A 25,176-nucleotide genomic window follows, 5' to 3' on the forward strand; every position below is an offset into this window, starting at 1 on the left:
AATCAATGCAACTCAAAACAGTTCTGCTGGGCGCTGCCGCGTCGCTGGCGTTCGTGCCGATGGCCTATGCCGACGGCCACGAGGGCGAGCGCGGCCGCGACGGCAATGTCTCGATCATCTATTGGCAAGCGCCGTCGATCCTGAACCCGTTCCTGTCGGGCGGCACCAAGGACGTCGAGAGCGCCTCGATGATCATCGAGCCACTGGCTCGCTACAACGAAAAAGGCGAGCTGGTGCCCTGGCTCGTGGAAGAAATCCCCACCGTCGACAATGGTGGCGTGTCCGAGGACCTGACCCAGATCACCTGGAAGATCACCCCCGGCATCAAGTGGTCGGATGGCACGGACTTCACCTCGGCTGACGTCAAGTTCACCGCCGAGTACTGCATGGACCCCGAGGGCGGCTGCGGTCAGGTGACCAAGTTCGAAGGCGTCACCAATGTCGAGACGCCGGATGCGACCACCGTGGTGGTGACCTTCGACAAGCCGACGCCGAACCCCTACGGCCCGTTTGTGGGCGGCGAGAGCCCGATCATCCAGGCCGCGCAGTTCGCGGATTGCACCGGCGCCCGCGCGCCCGAGTGCACGGAAGAGAACTTCAATCCGATCGGCACCGGCCCGTTCAAAGTCGTTGAGTTCAAGCCAAATGACGTGATCACGATGGAAGCCAACGAGAACTTCCGCCACGAAGGCAAGCCCGCCTTCGCCTCCGTGACCTTCAAGGGTGGCGGCGACGCGACGGCCGCAGGCCGCGCCGTGATGGAGACGGGCGAGTTCGACTACGCCTGGAACCTGCAGCTGGCCCCCGATGTCATCGCGCAGATGGAACAGGGCGGCAAAGGCACCCCGGTCGCAGGCTTCGGCCCGCTGGTCGAGCGCATCATGCTCAACCAGACCAACCCTGACCCGGCGCTTGGCCCCGATGAGCGCTCCGTCATCCGCCCGCACCCGTTCCTGGGTGAGCCCGCGGTCTACAAAGCCATGTCCATGGCCATCGACCGCCCGCTGCTGGTCGAAGTGGGCTACGGCCAGGCCGGTAAGGTCACCTGCAACTGGGTGCCTGCGCCCGAGGCGTTCAACTCGACCTCCATGACCTGCGACACGCAGGACATCGCTGGCGCGAACGCGCTGCTGGACGAGGCTGGCTTCACCGACACCGATGGTGACGGCATCCGCGAGGTGAACGGCGTGCCGATGAAGATCCTCTACCAGACCTCCACCAACGCGGTGCGTCAGGACTTCCAGGCGCTGATCAAGCAGTGGTGGTCGGAGATCGGCATTGAGGCCGAGCTTCGCAACCTCTCCGCCTCGGTCTTCTTCGGCGGTGACCCGGGCAGCCCGGACACGTTCCAGAAGTTCTACGCCGACGTGGAGATGTACGCCAACACCTTCAACGGCACCGACCCGCAGTCCTATCTGGCCAACGGTCTGTGCGACAAGGCCCCCTCGCCCGCCTCGCAGTGGCAGGGTGAGAACATCTCGCGTTTCTGCATGGAAGAGTATGACGCTCTGCATGCCGAGCTGACCCAGACCGCCGGTCTGGAAGCCCGCGCCGAGATCGGCAAGAAGCTCAACGACATGTATGTGCAGAACGGCGGCATGATCCCGCTGGTGCACCGCGGTCGTCTGTCGGCCCATGCCAACAGCCTGGGCGGCGTGATCCTGAACGTGTGGGATTCCGAGCTTTGGAATGTCGCCGACTGGTACCGCATCGGCGAGTAAGAAACCCCGTAGGATGGGTGATTTCACCCATCCTACCCCCTTCCCGGCAACGAGCTGAACCAAGGCGTCCATCCACATGTTCACCTTCACCATCAGACGGTTGATCCTCGCGGTCCCGACGCTTTTGTTCATCTCCTTGGTGATCTTCATGCTGCTCCAGCTCGCGCCGGGCGATCCGATGGCGCAGGTGCCGCTGACGGTGCCGCCCGCGGTGAAAGAGCAGATGCGCCAGGCCCTGGGCCTTGGCGAGCCGATCCACGTACAATACCTCAAATGGCTGCGGCAGTTCTTCTGGATCGAGCCGTTGAACCTGATGGATATCTGGTTCGGCACCACATTTGCCGAAGGCGAGCTGCGGGTGATCTCCTGGCAGACCCGCTCGCCGGTGATGGACATCGTGGCCCAGCGGATCCCCCAGACCCTGTGGGTCGTGGGCGTGGCATATCTGGTGGGCATCCTGATCGCGCTGCCCATTGGCATCATCTCGGCCTACAAGCAGTATTCGTGGTTCGACAACGCGGGCACGCTGGTCACGATGATCGGCTTCTCGGTGCCGCCCTTCTTCTCTGGCGTGTTGGTGATCGTGATCTTCTCGGTGGGCCTTGGCTGGTTCCCATCCATCTATGACACGACGCTGGTGGTCGATGACTGGGCCAGCTTGAAGAAACAGATTAACCAGATGTTCCTGCCAGTCATGGTGCTGGCGCTGCAGATCACCAGCCAGATCTCGCGCTTCATGCGGGCCTCGATGCTCGACAATCTCAATCAGGACTATGTGCGCACCGCGCGGGCCAAGGGCATCCGAGAGCGCGGCGTGGTGCTGGTCCATGTACTGCGCAACTCGATGATCCCGGTCGTCACGGTGATTGCCCTTGGCATCCCGTCGATCTTCGGCGGCGCGATCATCACCGAGCAGGTGTTCAAGGTGAACGGCATCGGGCAACTGCTGATCACCGCCATTCAGGCCAATGACCTGCCGATGGTGCAGACGCTGACCTTCATATTCGCGGTGCTGATCGTGCTGTTCAACCTGATCGCCGACGTACTTTACGGCGTGCTGGACCCGAGGATTCGCTATGACTGATGTGACCCACGCAGAGAGCGCCCGCAATCAGTGGTGGGACGTCTGGGACCAGTTCAAGACCCACACGGGCGCGATGGTCGGGCTGGTGGTCTTCGTCTTCATCGTGCTGGGCGTCTATATCGGCCCGCTGATCTGGACGGCGAGCCCCACCGACATCCCGCCAGTGGTCGAAATGATCAAGACCCGCGACGCGCGCCCAATCTACACCGCGCTGTGGGACAGCGGCGCCCGGGTCAGCTGGGCCAACCCGCTTGGCACCGACAATCTGGCGCGCGATAATCTGGCGCGGCTGATGTATGGCGGGCGCGTCTCCATCGCGGTGGGCCTCACGGCGATGATCCTCTCCATTCTGATCGGCACGCTGGTGGGCGTGCTGGCGGGCTACTTCAAGAAGCTCGACCGCCCGCTGATGATCGCCACGGACCTGTTCCTGGCCCTGCCCCTGCTGCCGCTGATCCTGGTGGCCTCGCTTTTGTTCCGCGAGCCCCTGTCGGCGGCCTTCGGCGTCGAGGGCGGCATTTTCGTGCTGATCGTGGTGCTGATCGGCGTGACGTCCTGGATGCAGACCGCACGGATCGTGCGCGGCGATGTGCTGGGGCTGAAGGAACGCGAGTTCGTGCTCGCCGCCCGCTCCATCGGGACACCGAACCGGCGCATGGTCACGCGGCATATCCTGCCCAACGTGCTCTCGCCCATCATGGTCTCGGCCACGCTGGGCATCGCCACCGCGATCATCACGGAAAGTGCGCTGAGCTTCCTGGGCTTCGGCTTCCCGCCCGACTTCCCCACTTGGGGGCGGCTCCTGAACGACAGCGTTGACCGCATGGTGAGCTACCCCGAGCGGGTCGTCTGGCCGGGCACGCTGATCTCGCTGACGGTCCTCGCGGTCAATTACATGGGCGACGGGCTGCGCGACGCGCTCGATCCCCGGATCCGCGGGCGGTAGATACGCCACAATAATGCCAAATTTTGGCCCTATCTTCGCATCGGTATGTGTGAGGACGGGCTATGAAGATTGATCTTTTGCTCAGTGATGTCGCGGCTTTCGTGACCGGGCTGGTTGGCCTTGTGCTGACTTATGCGCTGGCGGTTCTGGCGGTGACCTGGTTCACGATTGGCGAGATGGAGAAGCTTGCCATCGTCGGCGGCGCGGCGGCGTTCTCGTTCCTGATGACGATGATTTTCCTGATGCCGCGCACCCATGATCGCGCGCTGCAATTCTTTGCGCCGCTGGGCCGCCGTGTGCTGTTCATGCTCTTGGCCGCCGCCTGGCTGGCGCTGGCCGCAATGATGTTCATCTTGTTCGAATCCTACCGGATGGTGCCGATCCTGAGCAGCGTGCCGCCCGAGCAGATGATGTGGGGGCTTACCGCGGTTGCGGCGCTGTTCGCACTGGCGTTTTTGGTGCCGGGGATGGCGTTTCGGCCGTTCCGCGCGGCGTCCTATGCCCCTTCCGAGACGACCGATTACATCGAGAAGGTCCGCGCCATCGACGTCGGCAAGGAGCAGATCCCTGACGGCCCCATGGGTCGCCTGATCCGCCCGCTGCTTTGGCTTTACGCGATCACACTGCTGGCGGGCATCGGCTATGTGATGAGTTTCGCGCGGTTCGTTCCCGACCCGGCGTATGTGGCGCTTGTCAGCGCGCAATCGGTGAACCTGATCATTGCGGGCGCCGTGGGTGCTGGCGTGTTGGCCGTGATCGCCGGCCCGCCCCTGCGGTTCATGCCGCGCCGCAGCTGGGTCACGCGCACGGGCGTCATGGTCTGCGCCACGACCGCGGTCAGCCTGCTGTTGCCCGCCTTCCTGATGAGCGCCGCGCCGGCATTGCACGCGCTGGCAGTGCAAGGCCCCGAGCGCACGATCACCGTCGAGGTTGCGGAGCGCGGCACGCGGCTCAGCGCCCATGGTTGCGACCGGCAGGCCCATGTCACGCAAGCCGGATCGGGCGAAGTGCACATGATCTGCAACGTGCCGGAAGGCCTGTGGGAGACTCTGCGCCCAGGCCAGAACCTGCGGCTGAGCGGCTACGGCTCGCCCTACGGGCTGCACTACGACACGATTGCGCGGCGCTAGGCGCCCGCGATTACTCCATCTTCTTGCGGATACGGCGCACCATCCACCACACAAGCAGAATGACCAGTGGGGTCACGAGGGCCGTCGTCACCAGCTTGGTCAGCCCCATCGTGTCGCCGAACGGGCCGACCATATAGAGCACCAGATTGACCGCGTAGTAGCTGATTGCGACGACCGACAATCCCTCGACCGTCTTTTGAAGACGCAGCTGCAGGGCCGCGCGTTGATCCATGCTTTCCAGCAGGGTCTGGTTCTGGGCGGAGCGTTCCACATCGACCCGTGTCCGCAATAGATCGCCCGCGCGGATCGCCCGCTCGGCCATGGTCTGCAGCCGCCGCTCGGACGCCTTGACGGTGCGCATCGCGGGATCGAACCGGCGCATCATGAACTCGCCGAAGGTCTGGCGGCCGTTGAACCGCTCCTCGCGCAGCACGTCGATGCGCTGGTTGACGATGGCCTCATAGGCCCCCGTGGCGCCAAAGCGGAACGAGGACTGCGCCAGCAGGTTCTCCAGCTCCGCGGAGGTCGCAAGCAGCGCTGCCAGCGTATCTTCGGCGGCGGCCCCCTTGCCCGTCATGTTCGACATCAGCCCCGTCAGGGTCTGATCCAGCTCACCCATACGCGGCCCCATCTCGCGTGCCCGCGCGAGGCCCAACATCGACATGCTTTTGTAGGTCTCGATCTCGCAGAGCCGCTGCACGATGCGGCCCACCCGCCGCTCGCCGGTTGTATCCTGCGCGAAGACCGCGAACCGCATATGCCCGCCCGCATCGATGCGGAAGTCGCCCGCGATGGTCGCAGCCCCATCAAGCACCGTGGACACGGCAAGGCTTTCCGGCACGAACCACTCTTCGATCAGCTCCTTGATGCGCGGCTTGGGGGTCTCGTTCTCGACCCGGATCAGCGCGGAGGTGATCCTTGCGCCCGGCGCATCCGCAAGCCAGCCCGGCGGGAAGGCATCAAAGGCCTTGGCGTCAAACGGGCGATCCTCGACGAAGGGTTTGAACAGCGTGTAGGTCACGAACTCGGTATGCTGCTCCCATTTGAGCTTATATTTGCCAAGCTCGCCGAACCAATGGGTCGCGCCCGGCTGCGGATGGGGCGCGCCGTGGCGGTCGAGCAGTTGGGTCAGGTGAAGCCGGTCGGCCTCCCGGTCGCGGCCCGCGGCGTCCTCGGCCCGCTTGATCGCGAGGTAGATCGCGCCACAGGGGGCTTCCAGCGTGGGGAAAGGGCGCGCGTGCAGCTCGTTGGCCAGCGTATATCGCAGCGGGTGATCTTCCATGACGAACAACTCTTCAAAGGCGCCTTGCGGCCATGTCCTATCACATAGGGCCCCAAAAGCGCTAAGGAAACGTAAAATCCACATAAATTCATGGGTTTATCAGTGTGCCGCCGCATACCGTGCCGCCTATGAGAAACCTCGCCTCTTGCCGGGCAGATATCGGGAACCAACCCTGTCAGCGCGGCGTTATCCCAGTTAGGACAAGGAGACCCCCCATGGCGACTGCAAAGAAACGCGACCTCACCGAGGGGCCTGTTTGGCGTGCGCTCGCGGCCATGTCCGCCCCGATGAGCCTTGGCATCTTCGCGGTGCTCAGCGTGGGTCTGGCGGATGCGTATTTCCTGGGCCAGCTCAGCGCGACGGCCCTGGCGGCTGTGGGCTTCATCTATCCGGTGACGACGGCGGTGACGTCGCTCTCCATTGGCCTGTCCGCAGGCGCCAACGCCACGTTGTCGCAGAGCGTCGGCCGCGGCGATGCCGACGACGACACCCGCCGCCTTGGGATCCATGCGATCGGGCTGGGGCTGGCCTTGTCGTCGCTGACTGCGGTGCTCGTCTTTGTGTCCTACCCGTACCTGTTCGGCGCGATGGGCGCGTCCGAGGAGGTCATGAAAGAGATTTCGCAATACGTGCCCATCTGGGCGCTCTCCTTCCCGTTTCTTGTCGTGATGATGATCGCCAACGCGGTTTTCCGCGCCCATGGCGACGGGGCCACGTCGGCCGCGATCATGGTGCTGGCCGCGCTGTTCGGCGTCGGATTAAACCCGGTCCTGATCTTCGGCTGGGGACCGATCCCGGAGCTGGGCACAATGGGCGCTGCGGTCTCGACCACCGTCGGACGCATTGTGGCCATGGTCGTCGCTCTGTGGATCGCGTGGCGGCGCGGGCTTCTGGGCGTATGCGGCGACGTCCTGCAGGATCTCATGAACTCGATCAAGCGCATCCTGAACGTGGGCGTTCCGGCGGCGTTCTCCAACGCGATCAACCCGGCGGGCATGGCGCTTGTCACCGCCGCCGTCGCGACCGTGGGCGAGGCCGCCGTTGCAGGCTTCGGGGCCGCAACCCGGGTACAGTCGCTGGCGCTAGTGCCATTGATGGCGTTGTCGTCGGGCATTGGCCCGGTCGTGGGTCAGAACTGGGGCGCAGAGGCGCAGGACCGGGCTCAGACCGCCACGCAGCAGGCGTTTACCTTCTGCCTGCTCTACGGGCTGGGGCTTGGCGTCATCTTGGTGCTTTTCGGCGAGACCTTCGCCGGACGGCTTGCAAATGGCGGCGAGGCCGCGGACTACGCCACGCAGTATCTTCAGATCGTCGGGCTTTCGATGTTTGGCTACGGCGTGGTGGTCGTGGCGAACGCCGCGATGAATGCGCGTGACAAGGCGGTGTGGTCGATGACCCTGAGCCTGTCGCGCATCTTCATCATCTACCTGCCGCTTGCGTGGGCGGGCGTGATGCTGTTCGGCTATACCGGCATCCTCGCCGCCGCCGTATTGGCGAATGTGCTGGGCGCGTGGGCCGCGCTGGCGGCGACCCGGGCGACCGGCCTGATCCGGCTGGACCTGCCCGGCATCAAGACCCCGCTGACGCGCTACGCCTGACGCTTGTCCTCGGTATTCGTATCGAAATCCGATGCGTCATGGCGCTCATGCAGCTGGCCCTCGAGCGGCCCGCTGGTGCGGTTGACCATGACGCCGCGTTGCACGGCTTGCCGCGCGCGGATCTGCTTTTCCCATCGGGCGACATGCTCGTATTCATGCACTGACAAAAATTCGCCCGCATCATAGCTTTCGCCGCGCACCGTGCGCCCGTACCAGGGCCAGGTCGCCATGTCCGCGATGGTGTAGGCGTCACCCGCGAGATACTCGTTATCCTCCAGATGCTGGTCGAGCACGCTGAGCTGGCGCTTGGCCTCCATCGCGAAGCGGTTGATCGGGTATTCCTGCTTGAACGGCGCGTAGGCGTAGAAATGCCCGAAACCACCGCCCAGGTAAGGCGCGGAGCCCTGCAGCCAGAACAGCCAATTGAGACATTCGGTCCGGCGTTCCAGATCGGTGGGCAGGAACTCCCCGAACTTCTCGGCGAGGTACAACAGGATTGCGCCGCTCTCGAACACCCGCACGCCGGTGTCCTTGTCGAACAGCGCGGGGATTTTGGAGTTGGGGTTCACGTCGACGAAGCCGCTGGAGAACTGCTCGCCCTCGCCGATCTTTATCAGCCACGCGTCATACTCGGCGCCGGCATGACCCTTGGCCAGCAGCTCTTCGAGCATGATCGTGACCTTCTGGCCGTTGGGCGTGGCGAGCGAATGAAGCTGAAGCGGGTGCTTGCCCGAGGGCAGGTCCTTGTCATGGGTCGGCCCCGCGATGGGGCGGTTGATCGAGGCCCAATCGCCCCCGTTTTCCTGGTCCCAGGTCCAGACCTTCGGGGGGGTGTAGTCTTCGCTCATCTCAACGGGCCTCCATATGTCTTAGATCACAACAATGAACCCCGCCTCGCGGCGGGGTGCAAACAGGTAATTCAGGCGCGCAGCACGACATCTTGGCGGACGTTGAGCCCCTTCTGCGCCGCGTCGATCAGGTAATCGGCCACCGTCGCGCGCGAGATCAGGCCATTCTTCCATTGCGACGGCTCGGTCAGGACGGAGTACCCCTTGGCCTTGGCGTTGTTGGTCAGGATCACCGGGCGCGCGATCGTCCAATCCAGATCGCTGTCCATGATCAGCGTCTCCTGTCGGTCCTTGTCCTCGTAGGGGCGGCCGAGAATGGCGCGGTGGCCCATGCGCTCTATCGTGCTCATCGCCTCTATGGAGCGCCCCGCCCCAAAGCCCGTGACCGCGATCAGCCGCGTCACGCCCGCTTTGGGCATCTGATCGAGCAGAACCTTCGTGGTCTCGGAGAACAGCGTCTCCTTCTCCCACAGCATCGCGATCCGCTCCTTGATGCCGAGCGCGTAGATCACCGCGCTGACCCCGTCGAGCGCGCGGGCCACGTCATCGGCCTCCAAAGCATCACCGGGGCAAGGCTCCAGCCCGTCCCGCGGTTCCATCTCGTCCGCGCTGCGCGCGAAGGCGCGAATGTGCAGCCCGCGTGACAGCCCCTCCTTCACGGCGCATTTGCCAATGCCGGAGGTGGCACCCATGATCAGAATGGGCGCGCTCAATTCTGCAGATCCTCAAAAAGCGAATGGTAGCGGCGATGCTGCGCCCCGTCGCGGTGCAGCTTCAGCTTGCCGCGCTCCGCTGCGGCCAGTTCCGGGTCCGGTGCCGTGTCGATGGATGCGAGCCCCTCGGCGGGGATATCGTAGCGGGATTTCTTCTCTGCCATTTGGTGCCTCCTGTTCTTTTGTCGGATGTCAGATCGACGCAAAGCGCGACAGCACCACGGCGCTGCCGACGATATGCGATAGGGTGATCACCACGGACAGGCTGTGAAGCACGATGAACCGCTTCTTGGCGCCTGCGTCTGTGGCGTCGTTGATCGCGGGCATCAGCAGCTGCCGGGTGGGGATCGTGGTGACCGCAATCGCGGCCAGGATCAGCGCGCTCAGCTCGTCCACGTGCCACATGATTGCGGCGCCGAAACCGGCCGTTGCGATCACAAAGAGATAGAAGCCCGGGAAGGCGCGGCGGATCGTGGGGCCCGCTGTCTCCGCCGGGAGTGCGCGGAACAAAAAGCCCGCGAAGCCGAAGGAATATAGCGTCATGCCACCAAAGAGCAGCGCGGTTGCCAGCAGCGCGAGGGTCGTCATGCGCCTGCCTTCGTGGCGGTGCCCATGTAGATGATCTGGGTCAGCGGCAGACGACCGAAGGTAATGTCGCCCTTGAGGTTGATGCCGCGCGGGCCCAGCCCGGTGAATTTGCCAGCTTCGAGCCCGGCTTGCCCCAAGGCCCCGCGAAGCTCTGCCGGTTTGATGAACAAGTCGGGGTCATGGGTGCCTTTGGGCAGCAGCTTGAGGATATCCTCGGCCACGGTGATCACGGCGAGGCGCGCCAGCGGGTTGCGATTGATCGTGTCGAACAGAAAGGTGCCGCCGGGCCGCAAAACGCGCGCGACCTCGCGGCAGACCTGATGCAGGTCTTGCACATGCTCCAGCACGTCGACACAGACCACGGCATCGAAACTGGCGTCCTCGTAAGGCAGCGCCTCTCCCACGCCCGTGTCATAGCGAATGGCATGGCCTTCCTGCGCGGCATGCACGCGGGCAGCCTCAATCGCGTCGCGGGCCGGATCAATGCCTGTGACCTGCGCGCCGCGCTCGGCCAGCGCCTCTGCCATGAAGCCCCCGGCGCAGCCCAGATCGAGCACCGCCTTGTCCGCCCAGTCGATCTTGGTGTCGAACCAGCTCAGCCGCCCCGGCACCATGTTCTTGAGCGTGCGCACCCAGCGGATCTCGTCCGACCACCACTGAGCGGCGACGTCATCATAGATACCCAGATTGTTGCGCTGGACGGCGCTCATGTGCGGCTCCCGGTTTTCGTTCCCGGCAGAACGTAGGGCGTTCGGTCGCGGTATCTACGGAACTCGTCGCCGTAGCGCGCCTCGAACCGCTTTTCCTTGAGGCGCGGGGCCAGCAGGCAGTAGGCGGTGTAGCTGACGGCAAGCGCCAGCTGGTCGGGCGTCCAGACCGGCACGGTCCAGAGCGTCAACGCAAAGGCCACGTAGATCGGCTGGCGGATCACGCGAAACAGGCCCTGGGTCGGCATGTCGGGGAACTTGACCTTGATCTTGCCCAGGAGCGACATCCAGCCAAGCGCGCCGGACTGCACCTCCGCCCCCGCATCGAAACTGGCCTTTAGCAGCAGCAGCCAAGAGGCCGCGTAGGCCGTGCAGATCGCGTAGAATGCGGCGCCCTCTGCCCGCCACCAGACGATGCCCGAGGGCGTCCACAGCGTGAACAGCGCGAAGAGCTGGATCGAGGCGATAGTGGCGTAGGTCGTCGTCGCCAGCGTGCCGCCATGGGGGCCGGGCACAATTTTGGCGAGCAGGCCCATGCCCCGCTTGGACAGCAGGAACGAATGCAGCAGCGGGAATTGCAGGATGAGGACAACGTTTGCGAGGATCGCCCACGGATACGGCACGGCGCCGAAGCTCTTGCTCATACCGAAGAACATCGCCACGACCATCGACAGAACCGCCAGCGCGAAGAGCCCCTGACAGACGACGCCCGCCAGCAAGGCCAGCGTGATCCGCCCCGCGCCCGGGGGCGGGGTCAGCGCCGCGCTGATCAGGCGGCGCAGGCGGGCCAGTCTTGGATCATCCCATGTCATCGGTGTCTCTTTCCATGTGGGTTGAGCTATCGCGGCAGCCGCACGCGTCGAGTGCGGCCTTGCGCCACCCCCGTTGGCGGCTAGAGTTGACGCCTCAATGGCGGGAAAGTTCCATGGCAGAGACCGAATTCGCACAGGCCCGGCAGCTCGACACGGGCGCGATCCCGGTGATCGACATCGCGGGTGCGCTGGATGGGTCTGACCTGCCGGGGGTTGCCGCGCAAATCCGCGCCGCCGCAACCGATGTGGGCTTCTTCTATATCAAGGGCCATGGCATCGCGCCGGAGCTGATGGCCCAAGCCTTCGCCGTAGCGCGGGACTTCTTCGCCCTGCCCGAGGCGATGAAAACCCGCGTTGCCGTCGGCACCGATCAACGCGGCTGGATGGCCACGGGCATGTCGCGGCTGGCGGGCTCCAAGACCCATGATTTGAAAGAGGTGTTCTTCTGGGGCAGCGAGATTGCACCGGACGATCCCGACCTCGCGGCGGCCAAGCCGCTGGTGGCGCTGAACAAGTGGCCCGCGGACTTCCCGCGACTGCGCGCGGAGCTTTTTCCCTATTACGATGCGCTCTGCGCCGTCGCGGCGGAGGTGCTGTCGGCGGTCGCGGTGAGCCTTGAGGTGGACGCCGATGTCTTCCGCCCGCACTACGTCCGCCCCATGGCGCGCGGGCAATTGGTCTACTACCCGCCCTCGTCTGAGGCCGACGAGGTCGAGGAACGCTTCGGCGTGGCACCCCATACCGATTTCGGCGTGCTGACCTTTCTGCTGCAGGACGACAGCGGCGGGCTACAGGTGCGCCTGCCCACCGGCGACTGGGTAGAGGCACCGCCTCTCCCCGGCACGCTCGTCTGCAACATCGGCGACCTGCTGCAACGGTGGAGCAACGATCGCTTCGTCTCCACGGTGCATCGGGTGATCAACCGCTCCGCCGAAGCGCGCTACTCGATCCCGATCTTCTTCGATCCGCATACTGACACGGTGATTGATCCCCGCGATCTCGGCGCGATGGAGCCGAAACATGCGCCCGTTACTGCGGGCGGCCACATCGCCGGGCGCAACGCGGCAAGCTTCAAACAGCACCGGCGTTAATCCTGGCGGCCGGGCCGCCAGATGCGACGCCAGGAGCGGCGCTCGTGGCGGTCGACCACGCGCGCGCCCTCGATCCCGCGGCGGTCGCGGCGGCTTTCGACGCGGTCGATGCGGTCCTCACGGCGGTCGATGCGGTCCTCGACGCGGTCGGCTATCTGCGCCCGGTCCGCGGCGTAAAGCGGGATAGGTGCGGTCGTCAAAGCCGCGGCAATCACGAATAAGCTCAGTCTGGTCATGGGGTCCTCCGGAATTGTGTGTCCGGCTTTAACGCGTGGCCGCCCGGTTTTCGTCGCGCAAAATGGAAAGGGCGCCCCGCTATGGGACGCCCTTGCCTTGGATGGTGTGCGCTGCTCGCCTAGTCGATCTTCGGCAGCAGGCTATCCAGCGACGCCTTCGCGTCACCGTAGAACATCCGCGTGTTGTCCTTGAAGAACAGCGGGTTCTCAATGCCCGAATAACCGGTGCCCTGCCCGCGCTTGGACACGAAGACCTGCTTGGCCTTCCAGCACTCCAGCACCGGCATGCCAGCGATGGGCGAGTTCGGATCGTCCTGAGCCGCCGGGTTCACGATGTCATTGGAGCCAATGACAATCGCCACATCCGTGTCCGGGAAATCGTCATTGATCTCATCCATCTCCAGCACGATGTCGTAGGGCACCTTCGCCTCGGCCAAGAGCACGTTCATGTGGCCGGGCAGACGGCCTGCGACGGGGTGGATCGCGAAGCGCACGGTCTTGCCCTTGGCGCGCAGCTTGCGGGTCAGCTCCGCGACCGCGGACTGCGCCTGCGCCACGGCCATGCCGTAGCCGGGGATGATGACGATGCTGTCGGCCTCGTTGAGCGCAGTGGCGACGCCATCGGCGTCGATGGCCACCTGCTCGCCCTCGACCGCCATCTGCTCGCCCGCCGGGCCGCCGAAGCCGCCGAGGATGACCGACACGAACGAGCGGTTCATGGCCTTACACATGATGTAGGACAGGATCGCACCCGATGAGCCCACCAACGCGCCGACAACGATCAGCAAATCATTGCCCAGGGAGAAGCCGATGGCCGCCGCCGCCCAGCCCGAGTAGCTGTTCAGCATCGAGACCACCACGGGCATGTCGGCGCCGCCGATGCCCATGATCAGGTGGTAGCCGATGAACAGACCGGCCAGGGTCAGCACGACCAGCGCCCAGGAGCCGCCGCCGCTGAGATAGACCACCAGCAGGACCAGCGACAGCGCCGCGGCGCCCGCGTTCAGCAGGTGACCGCCGGGCAGTTTCTTGGCCGATGTATCAACCTGGAACGGCAGCAGCGACGAGCCGCCTGCGAGCTTGGCATAGGCTATGACGGAGCCGGTGAAGGTCACCGCACCGATCCAGATGCCCAGCACCAGCTCGACCCGCAGGATGCCGATCTCGACGGTGGTTTTCTTGGCGATCAGCTGCCCGAAGGCGGACAGCTCGTTGTAGATCTCTTTCGGCAGCGCGCCGGTGCCGATGGTGCCCCCGTTCGCGCCATAGAGGCCGCTGACGTAGTTGATCATCAGATCGGCATTGAAGCCCACGAAGACCGCCGCAAGACCCACGAGCGAGTGCATGATCGCGACCAGCTCTGGCATCTGCGTCATCTGTACCTTGGTGGCCAGATTGTAGCCCACTGCGGCGCCGCCCGCGATCAACACGAGCGAGACGAACCACAGGCCCGAGCCCGGCCCGAACAGCGTCGCGACCACGGCGATCGCCATGCCGACGATCCCGTACCAGACCGCGCGTTTCGCGCTTTCCTGGCCCGACAGGCCGCCCAGCGACAGGATGAAAAGGATGGCTGCGACCACATAGGCCGCGATGGTGAATGCGTTTTCCATTGCCCCTGCCCCTTAGGATTTCTGGAACATGGCGAGCATGCGCCGTGTCACGAGGAAGCCGCCGAAGATGTTGACGGAGGCCATGAATACACCGAGCGCCGCCAAGAGCGTGATCAGCAGCGAGGTGGACCCGATCTGGATCAGCGCGCCCAGGATGATGATCGACGAGATGGCGTTGGTGACCGCCATCAGCGGGGTGTGCAGCGAATGCGCCACGCCCCAGATCACCTGGAAGCCGATGAAGACCGACAGCACGAAGACGATGAAGTGCTGCATGAAGCTTGCGGGCATGCCCGGGATCAACCCCACGCCCAGAACCAATGCCGCGCCAATGGCGATCAGGCCAACTTGGGTCTTGGTCTCCTTGGCGAAGGCCGCGGCTTCTTCCGCACGCTTCTCTTCCGGGGTCAGCTCTTTGGGCTTTTCCTTTTTCGGGGCGGCCGCAATGGCTGCCACTTTGGGCGGCGGCGGCGGGTAGGTGATCTCCTTGTCGAAGGTCACGGTCGCGCCGCGGATCACGTCGTCTTCCATGTTGTGGTTCAGAACGCCGTCTTTTTCAGGCGTCAGGTCGGTCAGCATGTGACGGATATTGTTGCCGTAGAGCGTGGAAGCCTGCGTGGCCATGCGCGACGGGAAGTCGGTGTAGCCGATGATCGTCACACCATTGTCGGTGACGATCTTCTCGTCCATCACGGTCAGCTTGCAGTTGCCGCCCTTCTCTGCCGCCAAGTCCACGATGACCGAACCGGGCTTCATCGCCTGGACCATGTCTTCGGTCCACAGCTCGGGCGCCTCGCGGTTGGGGATCAGCGCGGTACAGATGACGATGTCGATATCGGGCGCCATCTCGCGGAATTTTTCCAACTGCTTCTCGCGGAATTCCGGGCTGGACGGGGCGGCATAGCCCCCCGTTGCGGCGCTGTCCTGGCTGCTTTCCTCGAACTCGAGGAAGACGAACTCTGCGCCCATGCTCTCGATCTGCTCGGCCACTTCGGGGCGCACGTCGAAGGCGTAGGTGATTGCACCCAGCGAGGTCGAGGTGCCGATGGCGGCAAGACCGGCCACACCCGCACCAATGACAAGCACCTTGGCGGGCGGCACCTTACCGGCGGCGGTCACCTGACCGGTAAAGAAGCGGCCGAAGTTGTTGCCGGCTTCGATCACGGCACGGTAGCCCGCGATATTGGCCATGGAGGACAGGGCGTCCATCTTCTGCGCGCGGCTGATGCGCGGCACCATTTCCATTGCGATGACATTGGCACCGGACTTGGCGGCGCTTTCCATCATCTTCTCGTTGGCGGCGGGGTTGAAGAAGGAGATCAGGGTCTGACCATCACGCAGGCGCTTCATCTCGCTTGCGTCGGGCTGGCGCACCTTGGCGACGATATCGGCCTCGTCCCACAGCGCCTTGGCAGTCTTCACGACCTCGACGCCAGCCTCTTTATAGGCAGCGTCCGAGAAGCCGGCATTCTCGCCTGCGCCCGATTGGATCAGGCAGGTGTGGCCCAGTTTCTGGATTTGCAGCGCCGATTCCGGCGTCATGGCTACGCGGTTCTCTCCCGCGAAGGTCTCTTTCGGTGCCCCGACTTTCATATCAGCGTCCCCTTTTAGGTTGCGAGTAGCCTCCCGCAGATGCGGGTGCTTATCGTCGCTTTTGGGGATTCACAAGTCGGCTTTCAGGTATGCGAACGTATACTGCGTGAACGCTAACGCTAACATTCCGAAAATTACCCACTGGACGTTGCGTCACGATGGCGCAACTCTGGCCGCTCTAGCGGAGGACATCATGGAACTGACGGGAAAACACGCGCTGATCACCGGGGGCGGCACGGGCATCGGCTTGGCGATTGCCGAGGCACTGGCGGGCGCCGGCGCGGAGGTCACGATCTGCGGCCGCCGGATGGAGGTGCTGGAAGAGGTCGCGGGCGCACGGATGCATCCCCTTGTCATGGATGTGACCGAGCCGGACCAGATTTTCCACGGTGTGGCCCAGGCGGTGGCAGCCCGCGGCCCGGTGCAGATCTGCGTGCCCAATGCAGGCATCGCCGAAGGGCGCAACATCCATAAGATGGACCTGGCATTCTGGCGCGGCATGATGGCCACGAACCTCGATGGCGCGATGCTGACGATCCAGGCCTGCCTGCCATCGATGATGGAGACGGATTGGGGCCGGGTCGTGGCCGTCTCCTCGATCGCGGGGGTGCGCGGCCTGCGCGGCGCGCCAGCGTATACCGCCTCCAAACACGGGCTGATCGGGCTGATCCGCGGCCTGAGCGAGGATTTCATGGGCAAGCCCTACACGTTCAACGCGCTTTGCCCCGGCTATGTCGACACCGAAATCGTCACGCGCAACACCGCGGCGATCTCGCAGAAATCCGGGATGAGCGAGGCCGATGCGCTCAACACCATGGTGCGCGCCAACCGCCACAAGCGGCTTATCGCGGCCTCCGAGATTGGCGCGGCGGCGCTGTGGCTGTGCGGCGCGGGCTCAAGCTCGGTAAATGGGCAAACGATCCAGATTGCCGGAGGTCAGGTCTAGATCACGCGCAATTGCCTTGCCGCCACAGCGCGCGTGCGTCAGCATAGTCTCGCGTCCGGAAGGGAGCGCGACCATGTCAGACCGTCCCACTCGCCACGTCCATGTCTCGCTTAGGCCCTATCGCCGTGGCGACGGTCCGGCGACGCACAGGGTCTTCTACGACGCCGTCCACCGGGGCGCGGCCGCGCACTACTCCCCCTACGAGCGCGAGGCCTGGGCGCCGGTAGACACTCCGCCCGACGGCTGGGACGACAAGCTGCTGGCGCAGAATTGCCAGGTGGCGGAGATGGAGCGGCGGATTGTGGGGTTCATGAGCCTGACCGAGACGGGGCATATCGACATGGCCTTCGTGGCCCCGCAGGTGATGGGGGCTGGCGTGGCCGACCAGCTTTACGGGCGACTTGAGGCCGACGCGCGGGCGTCCGGATTGGCCGAGCTTACCACCGATGCCAGCCACCTCGCGCGGAGGTTCTTCGCCCGCCATGGGTGGGAGGTCGTCGCAGCCCAGACCATAAAGGCCAACGGGCGCGATATCGAAAATTTCAGAATGCACAAGACGTTGTAGCGCGGGGTCAAAGTCGCTTCGAAGCGACTTTCATCAAACCGCCTTGCAAGGCGGTTTCCATGCGATTTCGAAATCGCATGCCCAAGCCCGTTCGAACGGGCTTGCCCAGCTCTGCAAAGTTTACTCCGCCGCCAAGACGCCCCGGTCGATCTGATCCTGTTCGATGGCCTCGAACAGTGCCTTGAAGTTGCCCTCACCGAAACCGTCATCGCCCTTGCGCTGGATGAACTCGAAAAAGATCGGCCCGATGCAGGTCTTGGAGAAGATTTGCAGCAGGATGCGCGTCTCGCCCCCGTCGACCACGCCTTCACCATCAATGAGGATGCCGTGTTTTTCCATCCGCTCGATGGGCTCTTCATGGCCCGCAACGCGGGTCTTGGACAGCGGATAATAGGTCGCGGGCGGCTTCGGCATGAAGGTCAGCCCGCGGGCGGCGATCTCGTCGACCGCCTCGTAGATGTCTTTTGCCCCCACGGCGATGTGCTGGATACCCTCGCCCTTGTAGCGCTTGAGGTATTCGACGATCTGCCCGCTCTCGCCGCGATCCTCGTTGATCGGGATGCGGATGCGGCCGCAGGGCGATGTCAGGGCGCGCGAAAACAGCCCCGAATGCTTGCCCTGGATATCGAAGAAGCGGATCTCGCGGAAGTTGAACAGGTCGCCGTAGAACTTGAACCACACATCCATATTGCCCTTGTGGACATTGTGGGTGAGGTGGTCGAGGTAGTGGAAGCCCACGCCTTCGGGATGGGTCTTGGCGACCCAGTCGAACTCGGCGTTGTAGGGGTTGGTCTCGTAATACTGGTCGATGAAGTAGATGAGAGAGCCGCCGATGCCGCGAATGGCAGGCACATCCATGGTCTTGCCGGGGCCATAGTAGGGCTCCGCCCCCTTGGCCACCGCATGTTGAAACGCATGATCCGCATCCACCACGCGCCACGCCATCGACGGCGCGCAGGGCCCGTGCTCTTGCACAAACTCCAGCGCGTGGCTGCCCGGTTCGGAATTGATCACATAGGTGATATCGCCCTGCTGCCACAGCTCGATCGCCTTGGTCTTGTGGTTGGCCGTATGGGTGTAGCCCATCTTGGCAAAGAGCGCGCGCAGCTGGTCGCGGTCCTCGTGGGCGAACTCGACAAACTCGAACCCGTCGGTCCCGGCCGGGTTCTCGGGCGAGATGGTGGCTTTCGGGGCGTTGTGCGGGAAAGGGCCCATGGGATGTCTCCGTTATGCGTGATTTTCACGAATATAAGCCCGCAGGCGACGGATATTCACGCATTTTGGGGCCTTCGCGCTTCCAAAGATGCGCAATATTCTCTAGACTGAACGCTATCGCGCGAATTTCGCGCATGTCTCGCGCAGGAGTCGCAAAATGCCCGCATTGGATGCCGCCGATCTGAGGCTTCTGGACCTGCTGCAGCGCGACGGGCAGATGACCGCGCAGGCGCTGGCGGAGAAGGTGCACCTGTCCCCCAGCCAGGTCGCGCGCCGCAAGCAGCGGCTGGAGGCCGATGGTGTTATCCGCGGCTACCGCGCGCATCTCGACCCCAAGGCGGTTGGGCTCAGCGTGCAAGCCTTCGTGCAGATCCAGACCGCGACCCATACGGATACCAGCCACCGCGCCTTTCTGCGCCTGACCGAGACCCAGCCCGAGATCATCGCCGCCTGGACCCTGACAGGCGAGGCCGACTACCTGCTGCGCATCATCTGCGCCGACCTGACCGCGCTCAACCGGTTGGTGCAAGAGGTGCTGCTGCCCCACCCCGCCGTGGGCCGGGTGCAAAGCCAGATCGTGATGGACGAGATCAAGCCGGACAGCCCGCTGCCCACCTGAGCGGGAAATCGTGACTTGCCCTAACGTCATCTGCTCGCGCAGGATCGGTGTATTCAACAAAAAGGAGTCCAGGGATGTGCGATATCTGCGTGATGAATTCGGTGAAGGAGAAGATGCTGTCGCGGCGGTCCTTCTTTAAGACCGCTGCCATGGGCGGCGTTGCGGCGGCAGCCTCAACCATGGCGGCCCCACCGGCGCTGGCCGCCGGTCACGGCACGGTCGAGGACATGACCCACACCCTAAGCGAGGATTTCCCCACCTATTTCGGCGCGCCGGGATATGGCGCGGAACAGACGTTCAATTTCGCCGATAACGGCTTCAACCTTCTCAACCTGACGATCAACGAGCATACCGGCACCCATATCGACGCGCCGCTGCACTTCTCCGCCGATGGCACGTCCGTCGACGAGATCGAGATCTCGAACCTCGTCGCGCCCCTTTGCGTGATCGACGTGGCCGCCAAGGCGGAGGGCAATGCCGACTATCAAGTCACCCCCGACGACATCAAAGCCTGGACCGACGCCAATGGCGACATCCCGGCCCATGCCTGCGTGGCGATGCATTCGGGCTGGGGGGCCAAGACCGCGACGGAGGCCTATCGCGGCTTTGACGGCGACAAGCAGCACTACCCGGGCTTCCATATCGAGGCCACGCAGATGTTGCTGGAAACCCCAGCGGCCTCCATGGCTGTCGACACCCTGTCGCTGGACCACGGCCCATCGGCGGATTTCGCCACGCATTACGCCTGGTTGCCCACCGGCCGCTTCGGCATCGAGAACATGGCAAATCTCGACCGCGTGCCCGCCGCTGGCGCGACTTTAATCATCGGCGCGCCGAAACATCGCGGCGGCACCGGCGGCCCGGCCCGTATCTTCGCCATGGTGTAGACTCTCCCCGGTGAGGGGTATTTCATGGGCGCAGCTCATCAGGGACTGCGCCCATGGAATCCTTCCTTCTCCAATCCACCATTTACCTGGCCGCCGCCTGTGTGGCGGTGCCGCTCTGCGTGCGGCTGGGGCTTGGGTCGGTGCTGGGCTACCTGATGGCGGGCATTATCATCGGCCCCATCGCGGGGCTGGTGGGCAGCGAGACCGAAAGCCTGCAGCACTTCGCGGAATTCGGCGTGGTGATGATGCTGTTCCTGATCGGGTTGGAGCTGGAGCCGCGCGCCCTGTGGGACATGCGCCACCGGCTTTTGGGCCTTGGCGGCTTACAGGTGACCCTGACCACCGGACTGATCCTCGCCGCCGCGATGGCGCTTGGGCAGCCGTGGCATGTCTCGCTCGCGATCGGCATGATATTTGCTCTCTCGTCTACGGCGATCGTGCTGCAGACGCTGAATGAAAAGGGGCTGATGCAGACCGGCGGCGGGCGCTCGGCCTTCTCCGTTTTGCTGACGCAGGATATCGCGGTGATACCGATGCTTGCGCTGATCCCGCTGCTGGTCTGGCCCGGGCTCGACAATCACGCCGCCTCGCCCAACGGGGGCCACGGCACGGACCATGGCGACGGTCACGGCGTCGACGCAGGCATCATGACCTTCATCGAGGGGCTGCCCGGCTGGGGCGTGACCCTGATCACGGTTGCTGCGATCGTGCTGATCGTGGTCGGCGGCCATTACCTGACGCGGCCGGTCTTCCGCTACATCCACTGGGCGCGGCTGCGCGAGATGTACACCGCCGTCTCGCTTCTGTTCGTGGTGGGCGTCGCCGTGGTCATGCTGGCCGTGGGGCTGTCCCCGGCCCTTGGCACGTTCCTCGCGGGCGTGGTGCTGGCCAACAGCGAGTTCCGCCACGAGCTGGAGGCCGATATCGAGCCCTTCAAGGGCCTCCTGTTGGGTCTGTTTTTCATCACGGTGGGCGCGGGGATCAATTTCGGCACGCTGGCGGGCGCGCCCTTCCTGATCATCGGGCTGACGCTTGGGATGATGCTGATCAAATACGCGGTGCTGTTCGTCTTGGCTCTGATCTTCAAGATCCGTGGCCGTGACCGGATGCTGTTTACCCTCGGCCTCGCGCAAGCGGGGGAATTCGGCTTCGTTTTGACCAGCTTCACGGTGCAGCAGAACGTCGTGCCAAACTGGCTGTCGGAAATCCTGCTATTGGTCGTCGCCCTGTCGATGCTGCTGACCCCGCTGCTTTTCATCGCCTACGACGCGCTGTCCAAACGCATGGCCGAACATGGCGAGGCGACACCCCATGACGATATCGACGAACAAGAGCCGATCATCATCGCGGGCATCGGGCGTTTCGGGCAGGTGGTCAACCGGCTGCTGCAAAGCTCCGGCTTTCGCACCACCGTGCTGGACCACGACCTGTCGCTTATCCAGCTGATGCGCCGCTTCGGCTTCAAGGGCTTCTTCGGCGATCCGACCCGGCCAGAACTGCTGCACGCCGCCGGACTGGCGGAGGCCAAGGTGCTTGTCGTGGCCGTGGATGACCCGAAATCCGCGACCAAGATCGTGGCCTTCGCCCGCAAGGAACGCCCTGATCTGGTGATCATCGCCCGCGCCCGCGACCGGGTGCATGTGTTCGAGCTCTACAAGGCCGGGGCCGACAAGATCGTGCGCGAGATGTTCGACAGCTCGCTGCGCGCGGGCCGCTACGTGCTGGAGGCGATGGGGATCACGGAATACGACGCCCACGCGCAGGAGGTCGATTTCTTCCGCATGGACCGCGCCGCAATGCAGGATCTCGCGATGCTGTGGGATCCGAAGATCCCCGTGACCAAGAACGAGGCCTACCTCGAGCGCGCGCGGGAACTGAACCGCGACCTCGAAGTCGCACTGCTCGACAATCTCTCGAAAGCCTCCAAGCAGGACGCGGCTGAATGATCAGCCGTCGCTGACGCCCGCCTCAGTAAAGGTCGCCGTACCGGAATGGCACGCAACGGCGGCTTTCAAAATGCCGATGGCCGTCGCCGCGCCGGAGCCTTCACCGAGGCGCAGGCCGAGCGACAGGAGCGGCGCCTTGCCGATGCCCTCGAGCAGCTTGCCATGGGCACCCTCGGCCGACAGATGCCCCGCAACGCAGTGATCGAGCGCGCCTGTGTGCAGCTTTTCCAGCACTGCCGCGGCGGCCGTGCAGATGAAGCCGTCGAGGATCACCGGGATACGCTCCGCCCGCGCCCGCGCGATGGCGCCGACCATGGCGGCCAGTTCGCGCCCTCCGAGGCAGCGCAGGACTTCCAAAGGCGCGCGGTGCTGGTGCAAGGCCAACCCAGCATCGACCACCCGCGCCTTGGTAGCGAGCCCGGCATCGTCCACGCCAGTGCCGCGCCCGACCCAGTCGGCCCCGGCCCCGCCAAACAGCGCTGCACCAAGCGCGGCCGCGGCGGTCGTGTTGCCGATGCCCATCTCGCCGGTGACCAGCAGGTCCGCGCTTGTGTCCACCGCGTCCCAGCCTTTGGCCAGCGCCGCCACACACTCCGCCTCGGACATCGCGGGGGCCTTGGTGAAATCCGCCGTGGGCCGGTCCAGCGCCAACGCGTGCACATCCATGCGCGCGCCGAACGCCTTGGCCAGCTGGTTGATCGCCGCCCCGCCATGTTCGAAATTGGCCACCATCTGCGCGGTCACCTCTGGCGGGAAAGCCGACACGCTTTGCGCGCAGACCCCGTGATTGCCTGCGAAGATGACGATCTGTGGCGCGTCCAGCGTGGGACGGTCCGTGCCTCGCCAGGACGCGTACCAGATCGCGAGATCCTCGAGCCGCCCGAGCGCGCCCGGCGGCTTGGTCAACTGCCCGTTGCGCGCCTCTGCATCCGCACGCGCGCTTGCATCTGCATTTGGGCCCGCAGCGACAAGGGCCGCGAAGTCGGAAAGGGTGGAGAACGCAGCCATGGCACCTGCTCGCAATTGTCAAAACTCTCGCATCTGTTTACCCCTGAAGGCTGTGATGACAAGGCCAACCCAGCGACACCAAATGGAAAATTCCGACACAAAGGCCTTTCGGGGCGAGGATATCTGGGTGGCGCTCGGCCTGCTGACGCGCCTGCCCCTGCCCGCGCGGCACTGGAACGCGGCGCGGCCTGCGGCGCTGGCCGCCTGGGCCTATCCGCTGGCGGGGCTGGTGGTGGGCGTTGTGGCCTGCGCTTTGGGGGCCGCGGCCCTATGGCTGGGCACGCCTGCAGGCTTCGTCGCCGCGCTGATCCTGGCAAGCTTGAGTGTGCTGACCGGCGCGATGCACGAGGACGGCATGGCTGACGCGGCGGATGGGCTGTGGGGCGGGCATGATGTGACGCGACGTCTCGAGATCATGAAGGACAGCCATATCGGGGCCTTCGGCGTGATCGCGCTGATCGCGGGCTTCGCCCTGCGCTGGAGCGCGCTGACGGCCTTGATCGCCGCAGGGACCCTGTGGGCGCCCGTCTTGGCTGTTGCCATGATCTCCCGCGCGGCGATGGTCGGGGTGATGCACACCCTGCCGCATGCCCGCGAGATGGGCTTGTCGCATATGACGGGCCGTCCGGGCTTGCCTGCGCTGGGCATCGCCTGCGCGCTAGCGTTCGTCGCCGCCATCACGATGCTCGGCGCGCCAGGTCTTGCGATCCTTGCAATCGCGGCCCTCACCGCCCTCGCCTGCGCCGCAATCGCGCGGGCCAAGATTGGCGGGCAAACGGGCGACATTCTCGGCGCGATCCAACAGATGACGGAAATCACCATGTACGCATGTCTTGCGGCGCTGCTGATCTAGCCCTCGTTGGCTTCGTTTTGGCAAAAATACTCAATCCGCAAGATGCGCAAAAAAAGGCCACGCCCGGTCGGGGCATGGCCTTTCAAATCTGAAACGCGTGCTTGATCAGGCGGCGGCGCGGCTCACCAGCACGTCGTCAATCTCTTTCATCGCCGACGGCTCGTCATTGCCTTGCACGACCGCAATCTCGCGGGTGAGGCGCTCAAGCGCCGCTTCGTAGAGCTGGCGCTCGGAATAGCTCTGCTCGCGTTGGTCGCCGTGGCGGTGCAGGTCGCGCACAACTTCGGCGATCGCGATCAGGTCGCCGGAGTTGATCTTCTGCTCGTATTCCTGCGCACGGCGGGACCACATGGCGCGCTTTACGCGGGCCTTGCCTTTGAGCGTCTTGAACGCCTGCGACACGAGATCAGGCGAGGACAGCGGACGCATGCCCACTTCCAGCGCCTTGTGCGTCGGCACGCGCAGGGTCATCTTGTCCTTCTCGAAGGACACGACAAACAGCTCCAGCTCGATCCCGGCGACCTCTTGGGTCTCGATGTTGACGATCTTGCCAACGCCATGGGCCGGGTACACGACGAACTCGTTGGGGCTAAAGTCTTGTTTCTTCTTGCTCATATACACTCGCTCTCAATCAAAGAGCGCCTTCTGCGACGCCGAAAAGGACAGGCCGGAGAAGTCCCTCCGGTCAATCCTCGCGTCTGGTTTTGATATGGACACCGAACTTAGAGTGGCAGCAGTGTCTGGTTTCCTCTCGGCTACCATAACACAGAATCACCCGAATCGAAAGTCAGGCCGAATCTCTGTCCAGATTAGCCACCTTCGCCGGGCTTCTCGGAGAAGTATTTCTCCAGCTTGCCCTCTTCGCCGTCGCGCGCGTCGGCCTCGGGCAGCGGGTCCTTCTTGGTGATGATCACCGGCCACATCTCGGAGTATTTGCGGTTGAACTCGACCCACTTCTCCATGTCCGGCTCGGTGTCCGGGCGGATGGCGTCGGCGGGGCATTCGGGCTCGCACACGCCGCAATCGATGCACTCGTCAGGGTGGATCACCAGCATGTTCTCGCCCTCGTAGAAGCAGTCCACGGGGCAGACCTCTACACAGTCGGTGTATTTGCAGGCGATGCAGGCGTCATTGACGATATAGGTCATGGGCGTTGTCCGAATTTTCTGTCGAGG

26 protein-coding genes are annotated in these 25,176 nt (G+C 64.3%); 12 read left to right on the top strand and 14 right to left on the bottom strand.

Annotation, left to right across the window (positions count from 1 at the left end; genetic code table 11):
- Positions 1 to 5: 5 nt before the first annotated feature.
- The 4 genes from C8N43_RS06235 (at position 6) to C8N43_RS06250 (ending at position 4,881) form a co-directional block, all read left to right on the top strand.
- Positions 6 to 1,721, top strand: a complete 1,716-nt coding sequence (locus C8N43_RS06235; protein WP_107844775.1) for a peptide ABC transporter substrate-binding protein — start codon at positions 6 to 8, stop codon at positions 1,719 to 1,721.
- 76 nt (positions 1,722 to 1,797) lie between these two features.
- Positions 1,798 to 2,805, top strand: coding sequence for an ABC transporter permease (locus C8N43_RS06240; RefSeq protein ID WP_107844776.1), 1,008 nt, complete (start codon positions 1,798 to 1,800; stop codon positions 2,803 to 2,805).
- A complete protein-coding gene (locus C8N43_RS06245; RefSeq protein ID WP_107844777.1) occupies positions 2,798 to 3,751 on the top strand; it encodes an ABC transporter permease in 954 nt (317 codons plus the stop codon). The genes C8N43_RS06240 and C8N43_RS06245 overlap by 8 nt, the downstream gene beginning before the upstream one ends.
- Positions 3,752 to 3,813: 62 nt before the next feature.
- Entirely contained in the window at positions 3,814 to 4,881 is a 1,068-nt protein-coding gene (locus C8N43_RS06250; RefSeq protein ID WP_107844778.1) for a hypothetical protein, read from the top strand.
- A 10-nt stretch (positions 4,882 to 4,891) separates the two neighbouring features.
- On the opposite strand, the gene C8N43_RS06255 is transcribed toward C8N43_RS06250, so the two are convergent.
- On the bottom strand, positions 4,892 to 6,163 hold the full coding sequence (locus tag C8N43_RS06255) for a DUF3422 family protein (protein ID WP_425437037.1): 1,272 nt from the start codon (positions 6,161 to 6,163) through the stop codon (positions 4,892 to 4,894).
- Positions 6,164 to 6,378: 215 nt separating this feature from the next.
- Here C8N43_RS06255 and C8N43_RS06260 point away from each other — a divergent pair, with 215 nt between their 5' ends.
- Positions 6,379 to 7,761: an MATE family efflux transporter gene (locus C8N43_RS06260; RefSeq protein WP_107844780.1), complete on the top strand. Its 1,383-nt coding sequence runs from the start codon at positions 6,379 to 6,381 to the stop codon at positions 7,759 to 7,761.
- Here C8N43_RS06260 and yghU read toward each other — a convergent pair.
- From yghU to C8N43_RS06285, 6 genes are all read right to left on the bottom strand, one after another.
- Entirely contained in the window at positions 7,752 to 8,609 is an 858-nt protein-coding gene (gene yghU, locus C8N43_RS06265; RefSeq protein ID WP_107844781.1) for a glutathione-dependent disulfide-bond oxidoreductase, read from the bottom strand. The genes C8N43_RS06260 and yghU overlap by 10 nt on opposite strands.
- A gap of 71 nt (positions 8,610 to 8,680) precedes the next feature.
- Positions 8,681 to 9,322: an NAD(P)-dependent oxidoreductase gene (locus C8N43_RS06270; RefSeq protein ID WP_245912923.1), complete on the bottom strand. Its 642-nt coding sequence runs from the start codon at positions 9,320 to 9,322 to the stop codon at positions 8,681 to 8,683.
- On the bottom strand, positions 9,319 to 9,486 hold the full coding sequence (locus tag C8N43_RS19570) for a hypothetical protein (protein ID WP_158269926.1): 168 nt from the start codon (positions 9,484 to 9,486) through the stop codon (positions 9,319 to 9,321). The genes C8N43_RS06270 and C8N43_RS19570 overlap by 4 nt, the downstream gene beginning before the upstream one ends.
- A gap of 28 nt (positions 9,487 to 9,514) precedes the next feature.
- Complete coding sequence (locus tag C8N43_RS06275; protein ID WP_107844782.1) at positions 9,515 to 9,910, bottom strand: DUF4149 domain-containing protein; 396 nt, start codon at positions 9,908 to 9,910, stop codon at positions 9,515 to 9,517.
- On the bottom strand, positions 9,907 to 10,620 hold the full coding sequence (gene ubiG, locus C8N43_RS06280) for a bifunctional 2-polyprenyl-6-hydroxyphenol methylase/3-demethylubiquinol 3-O-methyltransferase UbiG (RefSeq protein WP_107844783.1): 714 nt from the start codon (positions 10,618 to 10,620) through the stop codon (positions 9,907 to 9,909). Before ubiG ends, C8N43_RS06275 begins: the two co-directional genes overlap by 4 nt.
- On the bottom strand, positions 10,617 to 11,429 hold the full coding sequence (locus tag C8N43_RS06285; RefSeq protein WP_107844784.1) for a methyltransferase family protein: 813 nt from the start codon (positions 11,427 to 11,429) through the stop codon (positions 10,617 to 10,619). The genes ubiG and C8N43_RS06285 overlap by 4 nt, the downstream gene beginning before the upstream one ends.
- A gap of 113 nt (positions 11,430 to 11,542) precedes the next feature.
- On the opposite strand from C8N43_RS06285, the gene C8N43_RS06290 reads away from it, so the two are divergent.
- Positions 11,543 to 12,520 (top strand): isopenicillin N synthase family dioxygenase, encoded by a 978-nt coding sequence (locus C8N43_RS06290; RefSeq protein ID WP_107844785.1) that lies wholly within the window; start codon positions 11,543 to 11,545, stop codon positions 12,518 to 12,520.
- Here the strand turns inward: C8N43_RS06290 and C8N43_RS06295 are convergent.
- The 3 genes from C8N43_RS06295 to C8N43_RS06305 form a co-directional block, all read right to left on the bottom strand.
- Positions 12,517 to 12,756: a hypothetical protein gene (locus tag C8N43_RS06295; RefSeq protein WP_107844786.1), complete on the bottom strand. Its 240-nt coding sequence runs from the start codon at positions 12,754 to 12,756 to the stop codon at positions 12,517 to 12,519. The genes C8N43_RS06290 and C8N43_RS06295 overlap by 4 nt on opposite strands.
- A gap of 119 nt (positions 12,757 to 12,875) precedes the next feature.
- The gene (locus tag C8N43_RS06300; protein WP_107844787.1) at positions 12,876 to 14,369 is read right to left on the bottom strand and encodes an NAD(P)(+) transhydrogenase (Re/Si-specific) subunit beta; all 1,494 of its coding nucleotides are present in this window, start codon (positions 14,367 to 14,369) and stop codon (positions 12,876 to 12,878) included.
- Positions 14,370 to 14,381: 12 nt separating this feature from the next.
- The gene (locus C8N43_RS06305) at positions 14,382 to 15,962 is read right to left on the bottom strand and encodes a Re/Si-specific NAD(P)(+) transhydrogenase subunit alpha (protein ID WP_107844788.1); all 1,581 of its coding nucleotides are present in this window, start codon (positions 15,960 to 15,962) and stop codon (positions 14,382 to 14,384) included.
- Between the two features lie 193 nt (positions 15,963 to 16,155).
- Between C8N43_RS06305 and C8N43_RS06310 the strand changes: the two genes are divergently transcribed.
- Entirely contained in the window at positions 16,156 to 16,908 is a 753-nt protein-coding gene (locus C8N43_RS06310; protein WP_107844789.1) for an SDR family NAD(P)-dependent oxidoreductase, read from the top strand.
- 73 nt (positions 16,909 to 16,981) lie between these two features.
- Complete coding sequence (locus C8N43_RS06315) at positions 16,982 to 17,473, top strand: GNAT family N-acetyltransferase (protein WP_158269927.1); 492 nt, start codon at positions 16,982 to 16,984, stop codon at positions 17,471 to 17,473.
- Between the two features lie 120 nt (positions 17,474 to 17,593).
- On the opposite strand, the gene hppD is transcribed toward C8N43_RS06315, so the two are convergent.
- On the bottom strand, positions 17,594 to 18,688 hold the full coding sequence (gene hppD, locus C8N43_RS06320) for a 4-hydroxyphenylpyruvate dioxygenase (protein ID WP_107844791.1): 1,095 nt from the start codon (positions 18,686 to 18,688) through the stop codon (positions 17,594 to 17,596).
- Positions 18,689 to 18,845: 157 nt separating this feature from the next.
- Here hppD and C8N43_RS06325 point away from each other — a divergent pair, with 157 nt between their 5' ends.
- The 3 genes from C8N43_RS06325 to C8N43_RS06335 all read left to right on the top strand — a co-directional run bounded on the left by C8N43_RS06325 (position 18,846) and on the right by C8N43_RS06335 (position 22,140).
- Entirely contained in the window at positions 18,846 to 19,307 is a 462-nt protein-coding gene (locus C8N43_RS06325) for an Lrp/AsnC family transcriptional regulator (RefSeq protein ID WP_107844792.1), read from the top strand.
- Between the two features lie 74 nt (positions 19,308 to 19,381).
- Complete coding sequence (locus C8N43_RS06330) at positions 19,382 to 20,194, top strand: cyclase family protein (RefSeq protein ID WP_107844793.1); 813 nt, start codon at positions 19,382 to 19,384, stop codon at positions 20,192 to 20,194.
- A gap of 53 nt (positions 20,195 to 20,247) precedes the next feature.
- On the top strand, positions 20,248 to 22,140 hold the full coding sequence (locus C8N43_RS06335; RefSeq protein WP_107844794.1) for a monovalent cation:proton antiporter-2 (CPA2) family protein: 1,893 nt from the start codon (positions 20,248 to 20,250) through the stop codon (positions 22,138 to 22,140).
- On the opposite strand, the gene cobT is transcribed toward C8N43_RS06335, so the two are convergent.
- Positions 22,141 to 23,148 (bottom strand): nicotinate-nucleotide--dimethylbenzimidazole phosphoribosyltransferase, encoded by a 1,008-nt coding sequence (gene cobT, locus C8N43_RS06340; protein WP_107844795.1) that lies wholly within the window; start codon positions 23,146 to 23,148, stop codon positions 22,141 to 22,143. It lies immediately after the preceding gene.
- Between the two features lie 82 nt (positions 23,149 to 23,230).
- On the opposite strand from cobT, the gene C8N43_RS06345 reads away from it, so the two are divergent.
- Entirely contained in the window at positions 23,231 to 24,001 is a 771-nt protein-coding gene (locus tag C8N43_RS06345) for an adenosylcobinamide-GDP ribazoletransferase (RefSeq protein WP_245912924.1), read from the top strand.
- A gap of 105 nt (positions 24,002 to 24,106) precedes the next feature.
- On the opposite strand, the gene C8N43_RS06350 is transcribed toward C8N43_RS06345, so the two are convergent.
- Complete coding sequence (locus C8N43_RS06350) at positions 24,107 to 24,616, bottom strand: CarD family transcriptional regulator (protein WP_107844797.1); 510 nt, start codon at positions 24,614 to 24,616, stop codon at positions 24,107 to 24,109.
- 194 nt (positions 24,617 to 24,810) lie between these two features.
- The gene (gene fdxA / locus C8N43_RS06355; protein WP_107844798.1) at positions 24,811 to 25,149 is read right to left on the bottom strand and encodes a ferredoxin FdxA; all 339 of its coding nucleotides are present in this window, start codon (positions 25,147 to 25,149) and stop codon (positions 24,811 to 24,813) included.
- Positions 25,150 to 25,176 lie beyond the last annotated feature (27 nt).

Source organism: Litoreibacter ponti (assembly GCF_003054285.1).
Classification (GTDB): Bacteria; Pseudomonadota; Alphaproteobacteria; order Rhodobacterales; family Rhodobacteraceae; genus Litoreibacter; species Litoreibacter ponti.

What these genes read in the sequence shown, in the direction of transcription:
- C8N43_RS06235 (WP_107844775.1), top strand. Translation starts at nt 6, where the DNA reads ATGCAACTCAAAACAGTTCTGCTGGGCGCTGCCGCGTCGCTGGCGTTC.
- C8N43_RS06240 (WP_107844776.1), top strand. Translation starts at nt 1,798, where the DNA reads ATGTTCACCTTCACCATCAGACGGTTGATCCTCGCGGTCCCGACGCTT.
- C8N43_RS06245 (WP_107844777.1), top strand. Translation starts at nt 2,798, where the DNA reads ATGACTGATGTGACCCACGCAGAGAGCGCCCGCAATCAGTGGTGGGAC.
- C8N43_RS06250 (WP_107844778.1), top strand. Translation starts at nt 3,814, where the DNA reads ATGAAGATTGATCTTTTGCTCAGTGATGTCGCGGCTTTCGTGACCGGG.
- C8N43_RS06255 (WP_425437037.1), bottom strand. Translation starts at nt 6,163, where the DNA reads ATGGAAGATCACCCGCTGCGATATACGCTGGCCAACGAGCTGCACGCG.
- C8N43_RS06260 (WP_107844780.1), top strand. Translation starts at nt 6,379, where the DNA reads ATGGCGACTGCAAAGAAACGCGACCTCACCGAGGGGCCTGTTTGGCGT.
- yghU (WP_107844781.1), bottom strand. Translation starts at nt 8,609, where the DNA reads ATGAGCGAAGACTACACCCCCCCGAAGGTCTGGACCTGGGACCAGGAA.
- C8N43_RS19570 (WP_158269926.1), bottom strand. Translation starts at nt 9,486, where the DNA reads ATGGCAGAGAAGAAATCCCGCTACGATATCCCCGCCGAGGGGCTCGCA.
- C8N43_RS06275 (WP_107844782.1), bottom strand. Translation starts at nt 9,910, where the DNA reads ATGACGACCCTCGCGCTGCTGGCAACCGCGCTGCTCTTTGGTGGCATG.
- ubiG (WP_107844783.1), bottom strand. Translation starts at nt 10,620, where the DNA reads ATGAGCGCCGTCCAGCGCAACAATCTGGGTATCTATGATGACGTCGCC.
- C8N43_RS06285 (WP_107844784.1), bottom strand. Translation starts at nt 11,429, where the DNA reads ATGACATGGGATGATCCAAGACTGGCCCGCCTGCGCCGCCTGATCAGC.
- C8N43_RS06290 (WP_107844785.1), top strand. Translation starts at nt 11,543, where the DNA reads ATGGCAGAGACCGAATTCGCACAGGCCCGGCAGCTCGACACGGGCGCG.
- C8N43_RS06295 (WP_107844786.1), bottom strand. Translation starts at nt 12,756, where the DNA reads ATGACCAGACTGAGCTTATTCGTGATTGCCGCGGCTTTGACGACCGCA.
- C8N43_RS06300 (WP_107844787.1), bottom strand. Translation starts at nt 14,369, where the DNA reads ATGGAAAACGCATTCACCATCGCGGCCTATGTGGTCGCAGCCATCCTT.
- C8N43_RS06305 (WP_107844788.1), bottom strand. Translation starts at nt 15,962, where the DNA reads ATGAAAGTCGGGGCACCGAAAGAGACCTTCGCGGGAGAGAACCGCGTA.
- C8N43_RS06310 (WP_107844789.1), top strand. Translation starts at nt 16,156, where the DNA reads ATGGAACTGACGGGAAAACACGCGCTGATCACCGGGGGCGGCACGGGC.
- C8N43_RS06315 (WP_158269927.1), top strand. Translation starts at nt 16,982, where the DNA reads ATGTCAGACCGTCCCACTCGCCACGTCCATGTCTCGCTTAGGCCCTAT.
- hppD (WP_107844791.1), bottom strand. Translation starts at nt 18,688, where the DNA reads ATGGGCCCTTTCCCGCACAACGCCCCGAAAGCCACCATCTCGCCCGAG.
- C8N43_RS06325 (WP_107844792.1), top strand. Translation starts at nt 18,846, where the DNA reads ATGCCCGCATTGGATGCCGCCGATCTGAGGCTTCTGGACCTGCTGCAG.
- C8N43_RS06330 (WP_107844793.1), top strand. Translation starts at nt 19,382, where the DNA reads ATGTGCGATATCTGCGTGATGAATTCGGTGAAGGAGAAGATGCTGTCG.
- C8N43_RS06335 (WP_107844794.1), top strand. Translation starts at nt 20,248, where the DNA reads ATGGAATCCTTCCTTCTCCAATCCACCATTTACCTGGCCGCCGCCTGT.
- cobT (WP_107844795.1), bottom strand. Translation starts at nt 23,148, where the DNA reads ATGGCTGCGTTCTCCACCCTTTCCGACTTCGCGGCCCTTGTCGCTGCG.
- C8N43_RS06345 (WP_245912924.1), top strand. Translation starts at nt 23,231, where the DNA reads ATGGAAAATTCCGACACAAAGGCCTTTCGGGGCGAGGATATCTGGGTG.
- C8N43_RS06350 (WP_107844797.1), bottom strand. Translation starts at nt 24,616, where the DNA reads ATGAGCAAGAAGAAACAAGACTTTAGCCCCAACGAGTTCGTCGTGTAC.
- fdxA (WP_107844798.1), bottom strand. Translation starts at nt 25,149, where the DNA reads ATGACCTATATCGTCAATGACGCCTGCATCGCCTGCAAATACACCGAC.